General features: G+C 48.8%; 16 protein-coding genes. 11 read left to right on the top strand and 5 right to left on the bottom strand.

Translation table 11 applies throughout. The features are described from left to right. Positions 1-26: 26 nt before the first annotated feature. Positions 27-1,436: an NADP-dependent phosphogluconate dehydrogenase gene (gndA, locus tag BP95_RS0101585; RefSeq protein WP_021256704.1), complete on the top strand. Its 1,410-nt coding sequence runs from the start codon at positions 27-29 to the stop codon at positions 1,434-1,436. A 73-nt stretch (positions 1,437-1,509) separates the two neighbouring features. On the opposite strand, the gene BP95_RS0101580 is transcribed toward gndA, so the two are convergent. Further along, a complete protein-coding gene (locus tag BP95_RS0101580) occupies positions 1,510-1,827 on the bottom strand; it encodes a hypothetical protein (RefSeq protein WP_021256703.1) in 318 nt (105 codons plus the stop codon). 227 nt (positions 1,828-2,054) lie between these two features. Between BP95_RS0101580 and BP95_RS0101575 the strand changes: the two genes are divergently transcribed. Further along, positions 2,055-2,570: a shikimate kinase gene (locus BP95_RS0101575; RefSeq protein ID WP_036592430.1), complete on the top strand. Its 516-nt coding sequence runs from the start codon at positions 2,055-2,057 to the stop codon at positions 2,568-2,570. A 39-nt stretch (positions 2,571-2,609) separates the two neighbouring features. Here BP95_RS0101575 and BP95_RS0101570 read toward each other — a convergent pair whose 3' ends face one another. Further along, positions 2,610-2,927 carry a rhodanese-like domain-containing protein gene (locus BP95_RS0101570; RefSeq protein ID WP_021256701.1) on the bottom strand — a complete coding sequence of 106 codons (318 nt, stop codon included), beginning with the start codon at positions 2,925-2,927 and terminating at the stop codon, positions 2,610-2,612. A gap of 81 nt (positions 2,928-3,008) precedes the next feature. On the opposite strand from BP95_RS0101570, the gene aroA reads away from it, so the two are divergent. From aroA to ptsP, 4 genes are all read left to right on the top strand, one after another. Beyond that, a complete protein-coding gene (gene aroA / locus BP95_RS0101565) occupies positions 3,009-4,316 on the top strand; it encodes a 3-phosphoshikimate 1-carboxyvinyltransferase (RefSeq protein ID WP_021256700.1) in 1,308 nt (435 codons plus the stop codon). 115 nt (positions 4,317-4,431) lie between these two features. Continuing rightward, on the top strand, positions 4,432-4,875 hold the full coding sequence (locus BP95_RS0101560) for a CoA-binding protein (RefSeq protein WP_021256699.1): 444 nt from the start codon (positions 4,432-4,434) through the stop codon (positions 4,873-4,875). A gap of 167 nt (positions 4,876-5,042) precedes the next feature. Next, positions 5,043-6,923, top strand: a complete 1,881-nt coding sequence (locus BP95_RS0101555; protein ID WP_021256698.1) for a glucose PTS transporter subunit IIA — start codon at positions 5,043-5,045, stop codon at positions 6,921-6,923. Then, complete coding sequence (gene ptsP, locus BP95_RS0101550) at positions 6,920-8,638, top strand: phosphoenolpyruvate--protein phosphotransferase (RefSeq protein ID WP_021256697.1); 1,719 nt, start codon at positions 6,920-6,922, stop codon at positions 8,636-8,638. The genes BP95_RS0101555 and ptsP overlap by 4 nt, the downstream gene beginning before the upstream one ends. A gap of 96 nt (positions 8,639-8,734) precedes the next feature. Here the strand turns inward: ptsP and BP95_RS0101545 are convergent, their stop codons facing one another. Further along, positions 8,735-9,259 (bottom strand): type 1 glutamine amidotransferase domain-containing protein, encoded by a 525-nt coding sequence (locus BP95_RS0101545; RefSeq protein WP_021256696.1) that lies wholly within the window; start codon positions 9,257-9,259, stop codon positions 8,735-8,737. A gap of 446 nt (positions 9,260-9,705) precedes the next feature. Here BP95_RS0101545 and BP95_RS0101540 point away from each other — a divergent pair, with 446 nt between their 5' ends. From BP95_RS0101540 to BP95_RS0101525, 4 genes are all read left to right on the top strand, one after another. Then, complete coding sequence (locus tag BP95_RS0101540) at positions 9,706-10,167, top strand: hypothetical protein (protein ID WP_021256695.1); 462 nt, start codon at positions 9,706-9,708, stop codon at positions 10,165-10,167. A gap of 88 nt (positions 10,168-10,255) precedes the next feature. After that, positions 10,256-10,591, top strand: a complete 336-nt coding sequence (gene ytxJ, locus BP95_RS0101535) for a bacillithiol system redox-active protein YtxJ (protein ID WP_028531252.1) — start codon at positions 10,256-10,258, stop codon at positions 10,589-10,591. A gap of 123 nt (positions 10,592-10,714) precedes the next feature. After that, positions 10,715-11,719: a catabolite control protein A gene (gene ccpA, locus BP95_RS0101530; RefSeq protein ID WP_021256693.1), complete on the top strand. Its 1,005-nt coding sequence runs from the start codon at positions 10,715-10,717 to the stop codon at positions 11,717-11,719. A 120-nt stretch (positions 11,720-11,839) separates the two neighbouring features. Next, a complete protein-coding gene (locus tag BP95_RS0101525) occupies positions 11,840-12,559 on the top strand; it encodes a 5'-methylthioadenosine/adenosylhomocysteine nucleosidase (protein ID WP_028531251.1) in 720 nt (239 codons plus the stop codon). An 82-nt stretch (positions 12,560-12,641) separates the two neighbouring features. Here BP95_RS0101525 and BP95_RS0101520 read toward each other — a convergent pair whose 3' ends face one another. Together BP95_RS0101520 and BP95_RS0101515 are read right to left on the bottom strand one after the other, a co-directional pair. Next, positions 12,642-13,829, bottom strand: coding sequence for an acetoin utilization protein AcuC (locus BP95_RS0101520; protein WP_021256691.1), 1,188 nt, complete (start codon positions 13,827-13,829; stop codon positions 12,642-12,644). Between the two features lie 23 nt (positions 13,830-13,852). Continuing rightward, on the bottom strand, positions 13,853-14,491 hold the full coding sequence (locus tag BP95_RS0101515) for a GNAT family N-acetyltransferase (protein WP_021256690.1): 639 nt from the start codon (positions 14,489-14,491) through the stop codon (positions 13,853-13,855). A gap of 252 nt (positions 14,492-14,743) precedes the next feature. Here BP95_RS0101515 and acsA point away from each other — a divergent pair, with 252 nt between their 5' ends. Continuing rightward, on the top strand, positions 14,744-16,468 hold the full coding sequence (acsA, locus tag BP95_RS0101510; RefSeq protein WP_028531250.1) for an acetate--CoA ligase: 1,725 nt from the start codon (positions 14,744-14,746) through the stop codon (positions 16,466-16,468). Positions 16,469-16,540: the final 72 nt, after the last annotated feature.

Here is a 16,540-nt window from a genome sequence, read left to right as displayed (position 1 = left end):
TTATGGATAAAGGGTGGAACAACCATATGGCTAACAATCAAATCGGTGTCATTGGCCTTGCCGTAATGGGTAAGAACCTGGCGCTTAACATCGAGAGCCGCGGCTTCACAGTATCGGTATACAACCGTTCCCGCGAGAAGACAGATGCACTCATTGCCGAAGCAGTAGGCAAGAACCTGACTGGTACATATTCCATTGAGGAATTCGTACAATCTCTTGAAGCACCACGTAAAATTTTGATTATGGTACAAGCTGGACAAGCTACAGATGCAACGATTGAGCAGTTGCTTCCACACTTGGATCAAGGCGATATTATTATTGATGGCGGTAACGCTCATTTCCCTGATACACAGCGTCGCAGCAAGTACTTGGAAGAGAAGGGCTTCCGCTTCATCGGAACAGGCGTATCCGGCGGTGAAGAGGGCGCATTGAAAGGCCCTGCAATCATGCCTGGCGGCCAAGAGAGTGCTTATCGCTTGGTTGAGCCAATTTTGACAAGCATTTCAGCAAAAGTAGGCGGCGACCCTTGCTGTACATATATTGGGCCGGACGGTGCTGGCCACTATGTTAAGATGGTTCACAACGGCATCGAGTATGGCGACATGCAATTGATTTGTGAAGCTTATCATTTGCTTACGAATGTACTGGGTGTAAGTGCTGAGGAGCTTCACTCCATCTTCGGCGAATGGAACAAAGGCGAGCTTGACAGCTATCTGATTGAAATTACAACAGATATCTTCTCCAAGTACGATGAAGAAACAGGCAAGCCAATGGTTGACGTCATTCTTGACTCTGCCGGTCAAAAAGGTACGGGTAAATGGACAAGCCAAAGCGCGCTTGATCTTGGCGTGCCATTGTCCATGATTACGGAATCCGTATTCTCCCGCTTCTTGTCCGCATTGAAGGACGAGCGCGTTGTAGCGAGCAAAGTGTTGAAAGGGCCGAAGACCCCTGCATTCACTGGAGACAAGGAGGCATTCATCGAGAGCATCCGCAAGGCTTTGTACGCGTCCAAGATCGTATCTTACGCGCAAGGCTTCGCACAGATGCGTGCGGCTTCCGAAGAGTTCGACTGGAACCTTCGCTATGGTGAGATCGCAATGATCTTCCGCGGCGGCTGCATTATCCGTTCCCGCTTCTTGCAGAACATCAAAGAAGCTTACGACCGCGAACCAGAGCTGAAGAATCTGCTGCTTGATCCATATTTCCAAAATATCGTGGAATCGTACCAAGACGCTTGGCGCGAAGTCATCAGCACTGCGGTTGCATACGGCGTTCCTGTTCCAGGATTCGCAAGTGCACTTGCTTACTTCGACAGCTATCGCACAGAGCGCTTGCCAGCGAACTTGCTGCAAGCACAACGCGACTACTTCGGTGCGCATACATTCAAGCGTGTAGACAAAGAAGGAACATTCCATTACAACTGGATGTCATAATAGAGATCAAAAAAACAACGTCGAGCCCGCTTAGGACTTGGCGTTGTTTTTGCGTACGGTTGATTATTCGCATTCATTCATATAAACCGGATACAAGTTCAGCCAAATATTTGCGAATCCGATCCGATTCTTGCCCGTAACTGCTGCTGTACACGAGCAGAGAAGAGATTTCGGCATAGCTATGGAAGCGGCGAACCAATTGATTCGGCTCAAGCATAGCCCACTTGTCAGGATAATCTGTGAGCTGCTGCTTAATTACATTGAGCGCCCATACGATGTCTTCCCTGCACAATGGATGATTCGAATCCATAATACGAGCCAGGCGAACAGATGTGGAGCGCTGAATGGTCGATTTGGATGGATGCGGTTCTGGGACAGGCAATTGGGGCATGTCTCATTCACTCCTACATAAAAAATGGCACTAGACGATTACTTAATTTCATTGACGATGGCAGGGCTATTATTCATCTTTATGTTGAACTCCTTCATTTTATACCTATCACCATTGTCGAATAAAAGAAACGTGTGGTATCATGTGGGAAGTTTACCGTCATATTGGTCATCATCTGACCTACTCGTTCACGATGAGCCATTTGACTTAGAGAAGTGAGGCGGGAAATGATGCAGCATATTATTTTAATCGGATTTATGGGCACCGGGAAATCGACGGTTGGGCAAGAAGTTGCCAAGAAGCTGGGCTGCAGCTTTGCAGACTTGGATGCTGCTGTGGTCGCGCTAGAGGGACGTACGATTCCTGATATCTTTGCCTCTGATGGAGAAGCTTATTTTCGAGAACAAGAAAGTCATGTTCTAGCTGGAATATTGAACAGTCCGACAAGGCATGTCATTGCAACGGGTGGTGGCATTGTCCTCCAGGAGAGCAATCGAGAGCTGATGCGAAATGGAGGCTTCATCGTGCATTTAGCAGCAAGCAAGGAGACGATACTGTCGCGTGTGAAGCGGGATCGCAATCGTCCGCTGCTTCAAGGCGATGTGGAAGAACGGGTGTCTAAGCTCATGCAGCAGCGCGAGGGACTGTATGATTTTGCACATACAACAGTTCTGACCGACCATGAGACAGCTGTGCAATTGGCTGCTCGCATTTGTAAGCTGGTCGAAGGAAATTGTAAATAAAAGCCCCTAGCAAGAGGGGCGTGCAGATTATTTGGGGCGTTATTTAGAGGTGTGCTCCAATTGACTCCAGGCGAGCATTCCGCCTTCCATATTGACACAGCCCTCCAAGCCGATATGCTGCAAGTATTCGCATACTCGTTCGCTGCGATATCCGCTTCGACAAATGAAAATGATTTCTTCCGTCCGCTCGATTTCGTCGAGACGATCTGGGATTTCATTCATGGGGATATGCTTGGCACCGGGAATCATTCCGTGAGCGACTTCCTCATCTTCCCGTACATCTATTAAATTTAGTGCTTCGCCGCGTTCTAGGCGTTGTTTCAACACAGCGACATCAATTTGAGCAATTGGATTCATAACGATTAGGCATCCTTTCTTATCTGGAATTCATTCGAGATAAGAGTTATTATACGTTGAAAGATAAAGGAGTGGAAGCGCATGGACGTAATCGTTCGATCAACACCAAAACTGCAAGGAGATATTCAGGCTTTATCCTCGAAAAACTATACGACACGCTATCTTCTTGCAGCTGCACTGGCAGAGGGGACAAGCACGATTTATTATCCAGCTCACAGTGAAGACAGCGATGCGATGCGCCGCTGCCTCCGTGATTTGGGTGCCAAGCTGGTTGAGGACGAAGAGAAGATTGTCATTACCGGCTTCGGTAAGCATCCAACATTGAGTAATTCTCATGAGCTGAACGTAGGGAATGCAGGAGCGGTATTGCGCTTCTTGATGGGCACAGCCTCTCTGCTGGAGGAAGTGAAGTTTGTTAATACGTATCCGGATTCCTTAGGGAAGCGTCCACACGACGACTTGATTACTGCACTTGAACAAATGGGCGTAGCGATTGAGCATCGGGAAGGCAAACTTCCGATTACGATCCGCGGTGGGAAACCACGTGGAGGGAAAATCAAGGTGTCCGGCAATGTGAGTTCGCAGTATTTAAGCTCGCTATTGTTCTTGGCTCCGTTGCTGGAGGAAGACAGTGAAATTGAAGTAGTAGATGATTTGAAATCGAAGGTTGTCGTTGGACAGACGCTTGAAGTGCTTGCGGAAGCGGGCATTCGGATCGAGGCGAGAGAAGATCTGATGTATTTCAAGATTGCCGGCAACCAACAATATGAAGCGAAGACCTATACGGTGCAAGGCGATTATCCGGGCTCTGCAGCAGTTCTCGCTGCAGCGGCTGTCGTTGATTCTGATGTGATCATTCGCGGATTGACTGAGGACAGCAAGCAAGGAGAACGAGCCATTGTCGATGTGCTCCTCATGATGGAAGTACCACTGCAGCATGAGCATTCAGTCGTTCGAGTCCAAGGGAATCGCAAGCTGAAGGCCGTTGAGATTGATGGTGACGTGGCAACGGATGCAGTCCTCGCTATGGTGGCTGCTGCGGTGTTCGCAGAAGGTACATCCCGCTTCTATAATGTAGAGAATTTACGCTACAAAGAATGTGATCGGATTACCGATTATCTCACTGAACTTCGCAAGGCTGGAGCGAATGTGGAGGAGCGTCAAGCGGAGATTATTGTTCATGGACGCCCAGAAGGCGTTACAGGAGGCGTAGAAATTAACGCTCATTATGATCATCGTGTTATTATGGCATTGACGGTAGTTGGCTTGCGCGCAGAGCAGCCGATTCGAATTAAGGATGCTCACCATGTTGCCAAGTCGTATCCGCAGTATTTCGATCACCTGCGTGCGCTGGGGGCGCAAGTAGAATGGGTCGAAGAAAATGCGTAATGCATGATACTTTTGCTTGACATGTACAGCATAATGTATTGCATGATATGTAATGTATGATACACAATGATTGATAAACCAGCAGTATGCTGTCCATTGGAAGGGAGTTGTTACGATGAGTTATCAGCATCCATCGCAAGAGGCGATCAAGGAGCTGCTGCGAAGCAGCACAAACATTGCAGTCGTCGGACTGTCAGACGATCCAACTCGCGTGTCCTATATGGTGGCGGAGGCAATGCAGCGCAAGGGATACCGCATCATTCCGGTCAATCCGAAGGCGGAGAGCATCCTTGGAGAACAATGCTATGCTTCGCTGCGAGATGTACCGGATCATATCGACATTGTTAATGTGTTCCGACGCAGTGAATACTGTGCGGATATTGCTCGTGAAGCTGCGGCTGTTAACGCAGGGGCAATTTGGCTGCAGCAGGGGATCGTTAGTGAAGAGGCGGCTGCCATTGCAGAAGAGCACGGAATGACTGTCGTGATGGATTTGTGCATTAAGGTACTGGACTCGATTTTATTGCCGCATGGCAAGGGTGAGTCTGCTTCCACATAAAGTGTAAAGACGAAAGCCGGGCATTCCTAGTTGCTGCTGCGATGAAGGGGTCCGGTTTTTCGTGTGATAGGAGATAGAAGTGGCTACGAGAGAGGGACGCGGCTGTAAAATGCTTTGACAACAAAGCGTGATGCCCTTACCATTCTTGGTAGAAGGGAGGATGTGCATTGAATCAATTAGGGCGATTGCAGCAATTGTCGCGTGCGCTCATGCAGCCGCTAATCGCACTCCCCGCCGCCGCGCTTGCGATAGCAATCGGCAATTTGCTTCACAGCGCAGGTTTGACGGATACTGCGGTACTATTTGAACTGACAGGGAAGACGGTGTTTGCTGTTCTTCCTTATATTTTCGCAGTCGGGGTTGCACTTGGACTGTCCAATAATGCCGGTGTAGCTGCACTATCGTCCCTGCTTGGTATGTTTATTTTCAGGCAGCTGCTCGTCCAATGGCAAGCTACATTCGAGCCAACGATCCTCAACGGCATCCTGTTTGGGGTAATGGCAGGCTTCTTGCATGAACGGTTCAAAAACATAAAAATGCCAGAATATTTACAGTTTTTTGGCGGCCCGAGATTCGTCATTGCGATTACGATTATGGCTTCAATCCTGCTTTCCTGGCTGATGAAGCTGTTCTCGCCGATTTTACAGCAAGGGGTCATGTTTCTTGGCCAGGAGCTGCTTGCGATGGGAGGATTCGGGGTATTTCTATACGGGGTTCTGCATCGGGTGTTAGTGGCATTTGGATTGCATCATCTGCTTAATAACGTATACTGGTTCCAAATCGGCTCCTATACGAATAGTGAAGGAATGACCTTCACTGGAGATTTGCCGCGGTTTTTCGCTGGAGATCCGAATGCTGGCATCTATATGGCAGGCATGTATCCCATTATGATGTTTGCACTTCCAGCAGTCGCACTGGCCATCGTGCATGAATCACGAGAGGACTTGCGCCCGAAGGTGCGCAAAACCTACTTTACGGCTGCCTGTGTATCATTGTTGACCGGGATTACCGAGCCGATTGAGTTTGCCTTTTTGTTCGCAGCGCCGTATCTATTCGTTGTCCACGCGCTGTTAACCGGAGCTGCGATGTGGCTGACCGCTGAGATTGGTGTGAGACACGGCTTCTCCTTCTCAGCAGGAGCGATTGATTATGTGATTAACTTCCACCAAGCAACGAAGGCGCTATGGATTATCCCGATTGGAATCGTATTCGGATTCATTTATTATGTGGTGTTCCGCTTTGCCATTCAGCGATTCCAAATTCCGACGCCAGGCAGAGTTGACGGTTCATTGCTTGATGATATGGCAGGAGATTTGCTGCCGAGGGTGCCGCTTATTATTCGGGCGCTTGGGGGTAAAGATAACATCATTGATCTGCAGGCTTGTATTACGAGATTGAGATTAAGGGTTAAGAACGATAAGTTGGTAGATCGTCACGCACTTCGTGTTATCGGTGCAGCAGGGGTCATTCGTCTTGGGGGAGGACATATTCAAGTCGTATTTGGAACCTACTCGGAGCTGATTAAGGACGAAATGGCGAAGCGCCTGCAGCGTGATCCGAACCAAATCTGGTTCGTAGCACCCGTACAGGGGCGGATGATACCAATCGAAGAAGTGCCGGATACGATATTTGCCAAGAAGCTTGTTGGCCATGGCGTAGCTTTTTATCCGGATAAGGGAGAGCTTGTATCGCCTGTGCGCGGACGCATCCGCCACATTTACCCTACGATGCATGCGATCGGCATTGAAACGCCGGAAGGGTTAGAAGTGTTGTTACATATTGGAATTGAGACGTCATCATTGAATGGCGCCGGTTTTCAAGCAGTAGTACAGGAAGGTGATGAAGTGAAACCGGGACAGCTGCTCATAAAATTCGATTTGCCGGAAGTGAAGAAGCGCTGTAAATCGCTCGCGACACCGATGGTGATTACGAACTCAGACACTGTCGCTTCGTGGAGTATAGCGCCATATGCGCCTGTTCGGAAGGGACAGACTTCAGTCATGTCAGTCATTATGCATGAACACGCGGTTGGAGGTGCAAGCCGATGACACAGAAAGTCCAAGGTATCGGTGCATCCGCAGGCATTGCCATAGGCAAGGCATTCGTATTGCCGACTTGGGAGTGGGATGTTCCTGAGGAAAAGATGGATCCAGCCGACTTAGCGCGTGAATTCGAACGATTGTATGACGGAATCCGCTCCTCGAAGCATGAGATAGAATTTATTAAGAGTGAAATTAAAGAAATGGTTGGCAGTGAAGAATCCAGCATCTTTGATGCGCACCTGGCCATTCTGGAAGATCCGATCTTCATGAATGAGATTCAAGGGATCATTCAGCGGCAGTATAAAGCTGCCGAGGTTGCGGTGAAGGAAGCGATCGATCATTTCGTAACGATGTTCGATCTGCTCGATGATGAATATATGAAGGAGCGGGCGCTGGATATCAAGGATGTCGGCAACCGACTGCTCAAGCATTTGCTGGGTGCACCGGAAATTACACTTCCAACGGACACACAGCCGTATATTCTTGTTGCGAAGGAGCTGTCTCCGTCACAGTTGGTTCATTTAAATCCGAAGAATGTGCTTGGCATTGTGATGCTTCAAGGCGGGAAAACCTCGCATTCGGCCATTATGGCTAGAGCGCTGGGCATTCCTCTTGTGCTTGGACTGGAAGGGAAAGTTGCGAAGCCGATTCAGACCGGGGATACCGTCATTGTCGATGGGGAATATGGCATCGTACATATTGCTCCGCCACAAGATGTGATCACTTGCTATGAAGCGCGGCGTGATGCCTATGTACAGGAAGCAGACGAGCTGCAGAAGATTGTATCCCTGCCAGCTGTCACACTCGATGACTTCGTTGTTCAGCTGGGGGCGAATATCAGCTCCACACGTGAGCTGAATATTGCCGATCAGAATGGAGCGGAGGGGGTTGGTCTCTTCCGTACCGAGTTCATGTACATGGATCGTTCATATCCGCCTTCAGAAGCGGAGCAGTTTACGGTTTATCTGGAGGCGGCAGAGCATTGTAAGGATAATTCGGTGATTATCCGCACATTGGATGTAGGCGGAGACAAACCAATGGATTATTTGAATCTGCCGGAAGAGGATAATCCATTCCTTGGGTATCGGGCGATTCGCATTTGTCTCGATCGGCAGGATCTGTTCAAGACGCAGCTGCGGGCGATCTTGCGGGCAAGCGCACATGGCCCGATTATGGTCATGTTCCCGATGATTACATCGGTGAATGAGGTGCAAGCGGCTAAGTCCATATTGGAACAGGCCAAGGCAGAGCTGCGGGAAGAAGGACTTCCATTCAATGAAGGGCTGCCGGTAGGCATTATGATTGAGGTTCCTGCCGCTGCGATGATTGCCGATCAGCTGGCGAAGGAAGTTGACTTCTTCAGTATCGGAACGAATGACTTGGTTCAGTATACACTAGCCGTGGATCGGATGAACGAGCAGATTGCACATATGTATGATCCTTTCCATCCAGCGGTGCTGCGCTTGATTCGTTATACGGTTCAGGCGGCGAAGCAGGCAGGCATTATGGTCGGTGTATGCGGTGAAATGGCAGGGGATCCGCGGGCGGTTCCGATTTGGCTTGCACTTGGCGTGAATAAACTAAGTATGTCCTCACGCTCCATTCCACGCGTGAAGGCGGCAGTTCGCCGTTCGACGGTGGAGCAGTGCAAGCGTATTGCAGATAGTGTGTTCGAGTCCGGAACGAAAGAAGAGATTGAGATGGTGCTTGAACAGCGTTAATAGGAGATCCTTTCAAGGAGAAATACCATATACAAAAAGGCATGCCTTAGTACCGAAACTAAGGCATGCCTTTTTCGCATGAAGCGGGATATCCATTTACTTCTCTGCAAGCTTGTCGCAGAAAGCTTTGCCGTAGGCAGGCAAGTCAGGCGGTCTTCGTGCAGATACGAGGTTGCCGTCTACAACAACTTCTTCGTCAAGCCATGTGGCGCCTGCATTTTCCATGTCGTCGCGAATTCCCGGTGTTGATGTCACTGTGCGACCGTTCAAGATTTTTGCAGAGATAAGCACCCAGCCAGCGTGACAGATTTGTCCGACAGGTTTGCCGGCTGCATCCATTTCCTTCACTATGCGAAGGGCGTCGGCGTAGCGACGGATCTTATCCGGTGCCCACCCGCCAGGGACGAGTACGCCATCATATTGAGTTGCATCAATATCTGCATAAGCATAGTCTGAGGTTGCAGGAACACCATATTTGCCGATATAGGTCTTGCCGCGCTCTAGACCTACCAGATGCACTTCAGCGCCTTCTTCGCGCACACGGTGTACCGGATACCACAATTCTAAATCTTCAAATTCTTCATCTACAAATGCAACAATTCGCTTGCCACTTAAACGCATGAATGTTGTCCCTCCTTCGTATGGTTATAGCAGAGCTTTTCACGGAGCCTCTCCTATTTCTTGCAGTTCTCTCAGAGAATTGGGATTTTTCCCATACAATGTCCATTGTCTCTTTTGCCATTATGACCTACGATCATAGACAACAGAATATCGCGTGTTGTCCACCTATTATTTAACCATATTGCCTGCAAAAAGCATACATGGGCATGTACGATTTGCCTTGGCAACGTGATATTCCTCATTGAAAAAAGAAAAACGACAATCGATCCGCTGTTAAAAGTGTAAAAAAATACATATCCACGCATGGAAGGAGATTGTGGAGCGTAGTCGAATATTAGGATAACCCAAAATCGAAATACAGAAATCTGCACAAATTTGCAGCAAGAAGTCATAAGGTTCATCTAGAGATATGGTAAGACTACCTTGTATGTTCAGGGGTGAATGATATGTATACAAGATGCATTTGTGATCATTACATGGATATTACCGTTCGTACCGTTGTACATGCGCGTACAATTCATATCCACCGCGTTCCGGTGGTGACTTGTGTGAGTTGTGGGCGTTCGGAACTGCTTGCTTTTGTCAAAAAAGATGTAGCCGCTCTCATACACAGCCGCATGGATATGATTGCTGAGAATCCACTTGCACTTGGGAAAGCTCCTCTGCATGTGTCCTTTGATGAGCAGAATGAGTTGGCCAGTGTCATCGTATCCTTGCTGGATGAAGAAGAAAGCGATGATATGCTGTCTCGATTGGAATGCCGCATTGCAGAGCGTGTCAATCAATTGCTTGATTTGTATTTATTTGCTCGAACATGCAATGACACGTTATGGATGGATGAGCTGCAATGTAGATTAAAGCAGATTTCCGGTTTTAGTTTTGAGTCATATCGGGTTAAAATAAGTTAAAGCGCATTTTCATAGATCATTGCTTGGAATATGAATGATCTTCTCATACATGACAGGGAATATATATCGAAGCATAGGAGGCACTACGATGGAAGCAGTTACGACGATGGAAGCATTGGAATCACTAATTGAACGGTCGAAGGAGCAGACAGTTATTCTATTCAAGCACAGCACACGCTGTCCAATTAGCGCACATGCGGATGAAGAGATGGTGAAGGTAGCTGAGGATTTCGAGCCACAAGGGATTGCTATAGGCCGAATACTGGTTGTGGAAAATCGTGATGTCTCGCTCGCGTGTGCGGATATGCTCGGCATTCAGCACGAATCCCCTCAGGTCATCGTATTGCGGGATGGGGAGCCAGCATGGAATGAATCGCATCATGCGATACGATACGACAAGCTGGAGAGCGTCCTTGGGCAATAAACGGTAAATAATGACAAACGGTAGCTGATTTGCTCGTGACATTGCGAATTTTCTGAAAATAGCGTATCATTAACATAATATCAATGGTCGCAACAAATTTATCGTTAATTGGAGAGAAGGATCGTGACGGTAACTATTTATGATGTAGCAAGAGAAGCGGGCGTCTCGATGGCCACCGTTTCCCGGGTTGTCAATAACAACCCGAACGTGAAGCCGCAAACGCGTAAAAAGGTATACGAAGCGATTGAACGTTTAGGTTATCGCCCGAATGCAGTTGCACGCGGACTTGCGAGTAAGAAGACGACAACCGTTGGGGTTGTCATTCCTGATATTTCGAATTCTATCTTTGCCGAAGTAGCGCGCGGTATTGAAGATATTGCCAATATGTATCATTACAATATCATCCTGTGCAATGCGGACAAGAAGAAGGAGAAAGAAATTCGGGTTATTAATACACTGCTGGAGAAGCAGGTGGACGGACTGTTGTTCATGGGCGGAGTTGTTACGGAGGATCATGTTCAAGCATTCCGTACCGCTTCGGTGCCGATTGTTCTCTGTGCAACTACAGATGAGCATGGCATTATCCCATCGGTTGATATCGATCACGAGGCAGCAGCATTTGATGCCGTAAATACGCTTATTCGCCATGGACATCGCGATATTGCGATGATCAGCGGTACGCTTCAAGATCCTGCGAACGGGTTTGCTCGTTTCCAAGGATATAAGCGTGCATTGGAAGGCGCGGGCATCGAATACAAGGAGGACTTGGTTCGAATCGGCAACTACCGCTATGAGTCCGGCGTAGAGGCGATGAAGTACTTCCTCGGCTTGAAGAAGCGTCCGACGGCAATCTTTGCCGCAACGGATGAGATGGCTATCGGTGCAATCCACTGCATTCAAGATGCTGGCTTGAAGGTGCCAGATGACTTCTCTGTCATCAGTGTTGATAATATCCGTATGGCGTCTATGGTTCGTCCGCAATTGACAACAGTAGCTCAGCCAATGTATGACATTGGTGCGGTTGCGATGCGCTTGCTGACGAAGCTGATGAAGAAGGAAAATGTAGAACATTCACGTGTTATTTTGCCGCATGAGACAATACTTCGTTTGTCTGTAAGTGAAGTATAGGGTTATCGTTTGGTGCATGTGAATCAATAAAGATACCGTGTTGGTATATACGCAAGGCCCCATGTATTGGGGCCTTTTGTATGATTATAAAGATGATATACATACAGGAGGTAGGTCTCGATGACAAATGCGCATGAAGCGGTTATTGGTATAATTGGGGCGATGGATGAGGAAATCGAATTGCTGCTTCAGGCAGCTAAGCCTGTAGAGCAAGTAGATGTAACGGGATTGCGTTATTACAAAGGCTCGCTTCACGGCAAGCATATCGTGATCTGCAAGTCTGGAGTCGGCAAGGTGAATGCTGCTGTCACCACGCAGGTGCTCATTGACCGCTTCCATGTATCGAAGGTGATATTCACGGGTGTAGCAGGTGCGGTTCATCCAGAGCTGAACATTGGTGATATTGTCATCTCGACATCGTGCATGCATCACGATATGGATGTCACAGCGTTAGGCTTTGCTCCAGGGATCATTCCATTTCAAGAGACTTCGCAGTTTATGGCGGATACGGGTCTTATTGAACTGGCAGAACGCGCGTGTGAACAGCTTGTTCCAGGCCGATATCGCAAAGGTGTCGTGCTATCAGGCGATCAATTTGTTGCAGATCGGGACAAAGTGCGTCAACTGCATGAGACGTTCGCCGGATCGGCTTGCACAGAGATGGAGGGGGCTGCTGTAGCGCAAGCATGCTTCATTAATGAGATTCCGTTCGTCGTTATCCGCTCAATGTCGGATAAGGCAGACGGCTCTGCTCATGTGAACTTTGCTGAATTCACGGTGGAAGCGTCGCATCGTTCCCATCAAATTGTAGACAGCATGCTGCAAGGACTTACGGTCTAATTGCGAAATCATAGCCTCCAACAGATAAATAGAGCGGCGCAAGCAGTCCCATACATCGGACCTGCCTGCGCCGCTGCTCGTTCTATCGGATATATTCAAGTGCGAGCTCCTTGGCACGTGCATTACGATCTTCGATAATGCTGCGCCTCGGCATTGGCGCCCACTCTGTGGCATCATCGTGCCAGGTATGCGGGAGAGGCACAGGCGATTGCATCGACCACTTCGCTAACCACTGCTGCGGCAATGGCTGCTGGGGGTGGTTCTGTAACGAATGAGCCAGTGGATGCTCACTCATCTCCAGCCACAGCATGCTCCAAGCCCGCGGTACGACACGCCAGATGTCATAGCCGCCGCCGCCAACGGCAACCCACTTGCCATCGCAGTATTGATGAGCAAGCCGATGAATGATACGCGGCATTTCACTGTAGATACGGGTACTGCAATGCATATGAGATAATGGATCGAGTGCATGAGCATCACAGCCATGCTGGCTGATAATAATGTCTGGCTTGAATGCCGCGGCTGCACTTTGCACGGTTTCAGTGAAGCATTCCAGCCAAGATTCATCCTCCGTATACGGCTCCAGAGGAACATTGACACACGCGCCGAACCCTTCGCCGCCGCCACGTTCATGAACGAAGCCGGTACCAGGGAACAGAAACTTCCCTGTCTCGTGGATGGAATAAGTGAACACATCCGGGTTCGTATAGAAGCACCATTGAACGCCATCTCCGTGATGGACATCGGTATCCACATAGAGGACACGTGCTTGGTACGTTTGCTGCAGCCATGCAATTGCAACAGCTGCATCATTATAGACGCAGAAGCCCGCTCCCTTATCGCCGAACGCATGATGAAGGCCGCCGCCTAAATGCAGGGCATGCTGTGATTTTCCAGTCATGACAGCCTCGCATGCAGCGATGGAGCCGGCAACTATCGCACATGCCGCTGTATGCATCCCTGTGAAGTAAGGGGTATCCTCGGTATGCAGGCCGTATTGTGCGGCACGGGCTACCCATTCGGTTGATGGGTTTGGATCGCTGAGATGCTTCACTGCGTCGATATAGTCAGCGCGATGAATGAGGGGCAGCCAGCGTTCGGTATCAGAGGCTTGCGTCTGAAGGCGAATGACAGCGCCTTCATCTAATGCTTCGGCGTACTCTAGCAGGTCATGCGTCATGGCAAGCCGCTGCTGATCGAATGGGTGATCTGCATTAAATCGATAACGGAGGGCTTCCTCATGCATGAAGTATAGGGCCTTACCTGACATGTCCAACATCCCTCTCTACAATACTAGTACATGAACCGCTGGCGGAATCGGACGCGATCGAATTGCTCCTCTGACGCTAACGGGACGTCCTTGCCGATGCGGACCATAAGGCAGTTGGCAGGGTGGGAACAAATTTCAGGATCATCCGTTGCATACCAGATCATACCTACGGATTCCATCAATTTCTCCATCATCTTACGATAGTCCCATACGTTCATCCGGGTGCCGTCTAAATCCCAATGCCAATAATATTCAGTCGTAAATATAATATAGCGTTCCATCTGTTCATCTTCAAAAGCCGTCGATACCATGCTTCTGCCAAGGCCCAGCGAGCGATAATCCTTGGCTACCTCGATGGCGCCAAGCTCAATGAGATCATCCATTCCCCCATCTGACCAGCGCTCTAGTTCATCAGGGTAATGGAAGGTGACATATCCGACGATGGTAGAGCCTTCCCTAGCAATAATAATGCGTCCTTCCGGCAAATCCGCAATCTCGATAAGTGCTTGTTGCTGTTCTGCTGGCCTGCGGAATGCCTTCAGATCGGTGTGCATAGTCAAGGTGCGAAGAATATCGGAACGTACGGGGCCTTCGACGACGACAACTCGTTCTCGTTCCGTATGAGGAATAACATGAGCGTAGTATCTCTTTGGATGTTCCACACCGAGCAGCTCCTTTCGTCTCTTCCATTCCGTTATAGCAAAAAAAGGTTGATTTGAAAAGGAAAAGAATAGGCGAAAAAGAAAACGTATGCTATAATGATTTTGCCTTAAAGTTCATGATTTTTTCCCTTGACACCACGAACTGCATCATCGTCCTTTAGTACAGTTCTTCATGAAAGCGATTTATTGCGCTTAGGCGTGAATAGTGAAGCATGAATAAAGAATGAAAAAGATATAGGAGGATGGAACAATATGGGTAACGTGCAGGGAGAAATTATTGCTGCTATAGCAAGCAATCCGAACATGAGTGACTATGAACAATGGTCGGCCGATTTCAAATGGGAAGACGTAGAGAAGCAATTTTCATGGTATGAGACAGGTAAAGTGAATATGGCTTATGAAGCGATTGATCGGCATGTTGCGAACGGGCGTGGTGATAAGGTAGCGCTCTATTATAGCGATGCTGCGCGTGATGAGTCGTATACGTTTGCTGACTTAAGCCGCAAGACGAATCAGTTCGCGAACGTGCTGCGCAAGCTTGGCATTCAGAAGGGAGATCGTATCTTCATCTTCATGCCGCGTACGCCTGAATTGTACGTCAGCTTGCTAGGATCATTGAAGGTCGGTGCGGTCGTAGGTCCACTGTTCGAAGCATTTATGGAGACAGCGGTTCGGGATCGTCTGGAGGACAGCGGGGCGGTTGCGATCGTGACGACGCCATCGCTCGTTCATCGTGTTCCTCGCTCCGAGCTGCCAGCATTGAAGAATATTGTTCTTGTTGGCGAGGGCGTAGAACAAGAAGAAGGTATAGTGGATTTTCATGCAGAAATGTCTACAGCGTCCGAGGAAGCTGAAATCGAATGGCTGCAGCGCGAGGATGGACTCCTTATTCACTATACATCTGGTTCGACAGGGAAGCCGAAGGGTGTATTCCATGTTCACAATGCTATGTTGCAACATTATCATACTGGCAATGTTGTACTAGATTTGAAAGAAGACGACGTATATTGGTGTACGGCAGATCCGGGCTGGGTAACGGGGACTTCGTATGGAATTTTCGCGCCATGGCTGCATGGGGCTACGAACGTTATTCGCGGCGGACGCTTCAGTCCACAAGACTGGTATGCGACGATTGAGAAATATAAGGTATCGGTATGGTACAGCGCTCCGACTGCATTCCGCATGTTGATGGGTGCTGGAGATGACGTGATTGCGAACTTTAATTTATCGAGCTTGCGCCACGTCTTATCCGTCGGTGAACCACTTAATCCAGAAGTTGTTCGCTGGGGAATGAAAGTATACAATCATCGGATTCATGATACTTGGTGGATGACAGAGACAGGCGGGCAGCTGATTTGCAACTACCCAGCAATGGCCATTAAGCCTGGTTCCATGGGCCGTCCTGTTCCAGGTGTAGAAGCCGCAATTATTGATGATCAAGGCAACGTGCTGCCTCCGTTCCGTATGGGGAACTTGGCAATTCGTACGCCGTGGCCTTCGATGATGCGCAAGGTGTGGAACAACCCTGCCAAGTATGAGGAATACTTCCGTCTGACTGGTTGGTATGTGTCAGGTGATTCTGCCTATATGGATGATGAGGGCTACTTCTGGTTCCAAGGCCGTATTGACGATGTCATTAATACCTCAGGTGAGCGTGTTGGGCCTTTCGAGGTAGAGAGCAAGCTGGTAGAGCATCCGGCAGTTGCTGAAGCAGGTGTTATCGGCAAGCCTGATCCAATGCGCGGTGAGATTATAAAGGCTTTCATTTCTTTGCGGGAAGGCTATACGCCGTCAGACGAATTGAAGGCGGATATAGCGCGGTTCGTTAAGGAAGGATTGTCTGCACATGCGTCTCCTCGCGAGATTGAGTTCAAGGATAAATTGCCGAAGACACGCTCAGGCAAGATTATGCGGCGTGTGCTTAAGGCTTGGGAACTGAACCTGCCAACAGGTGATTTATCAACGATCGAGGACTAATCCCTGAAATCTTGTTGACAAATCCATAATCGTGGGATATTATCCCAATAGCGAAGCGAATCTGCAACGCGA

Origin of the sequence: Paenibacillus sp. UNC217MF (genome assembly GCF_000686865.1) — a bacterium.
GTDB classification, from domain to species: Bacteria; Bacillota; Bacilli; order Paenibacillales; family Paenibacillaceae; genus Paenibacillus_B; species Paenibacillus_B suaedae.
Note: the sequence above shows the minus strand (reverse complement) of the source record. Positions and strands in the feature narration are given on the sequence as shown.

Bases quoted from the DNA above. Each gene is read 5' to 3' on its own strand.
- BP95_RS0101560 (WP_021256699.1), top strand. From the start codon at position 4,432: ATGAGTTATCAGCATCCATCGCAAGAGGCGATCAAGGAGCTGCTGCGA.
- BP95_RS0101540 (WP_021256695.1), top strand. From the start codon at position 9,706: ATGTATACAAGATGCATTTGTGATCATTACATGGATATTACCGTTCGT.
- aroA (WP_021256700.1), top strand. From the start codon at position 3,009: ATGGACGTAATCGTTCGATCAACACCAAAACTGCAAGGAGATATTCAG.
- gndA (WP_021256704.1), top strand. From the start codon at position 27: ATGGCTAACAATCAAATCGGTGTCATTGGCCTTGCCGTAATGGGTAAG.
- BP95_RS0101520 (WP_021256691.1), bottom strand. From the start codon at position 13,829: ATGTCAGGTAAGGCCCTATACTTCATGCATGAGGAAGCCCTCCGTTAT.
- BP95_RS0101545 (WP_021256696.1), bottom strand. From the start codon at position 9,259: ATGCGTTTAAGTGGCAAGCGAATTGTTGCATTTGTAGATGAAGAATTT.
- BP95_RS0101580 (WP_021256703.1), bottom strand. From the start codon at position 1,827: ATGCCCCAATTGCCTGTCCCAGAACCGCATCCATCCAAATCGACCATT.
- BP95_RS0101570 (WP_021256701.1), bottom strand. From the start codon at position 2,927: ATGAATCCAATTGCTCAAATTGATGTCGCTGTGTTGAAACAACGCCTA.
- acsA (WP_028531250.1), top strand. From the start codon at position 14,744: ATGGGTAACGTGCAGGGAGAAATTATTGCTGCTATAGCAAGCAATCCG.
- BP95_RS0101575 (WP_036592430.1), top strand. From the start codon at position 2,055: ATGATGCAGCATATTATTTTAATCGGATTTATGGGCACCGGGAAATCG.
- ptsP (WP_021256697.1), top strand. From the start codon at position 6,920: ATGACACAGAAAGTCCAAGGTATCGGTGCATCCGCAGGCATTGCCATA.
- BP95_RS0101525 (WP_028531251.1), top strand. From the start codon at position 11,840: ATGACAAATGCGCATGAAGCGGTTATTGGTATAATTGGGGCGATGGAT.
- ytxJ (WP_028531252.1), top strand. From the start codon at position 10,256: ATGGAAGCAGTTACGACGATGGAAGCATTGGAATCACTAATTGAACGG.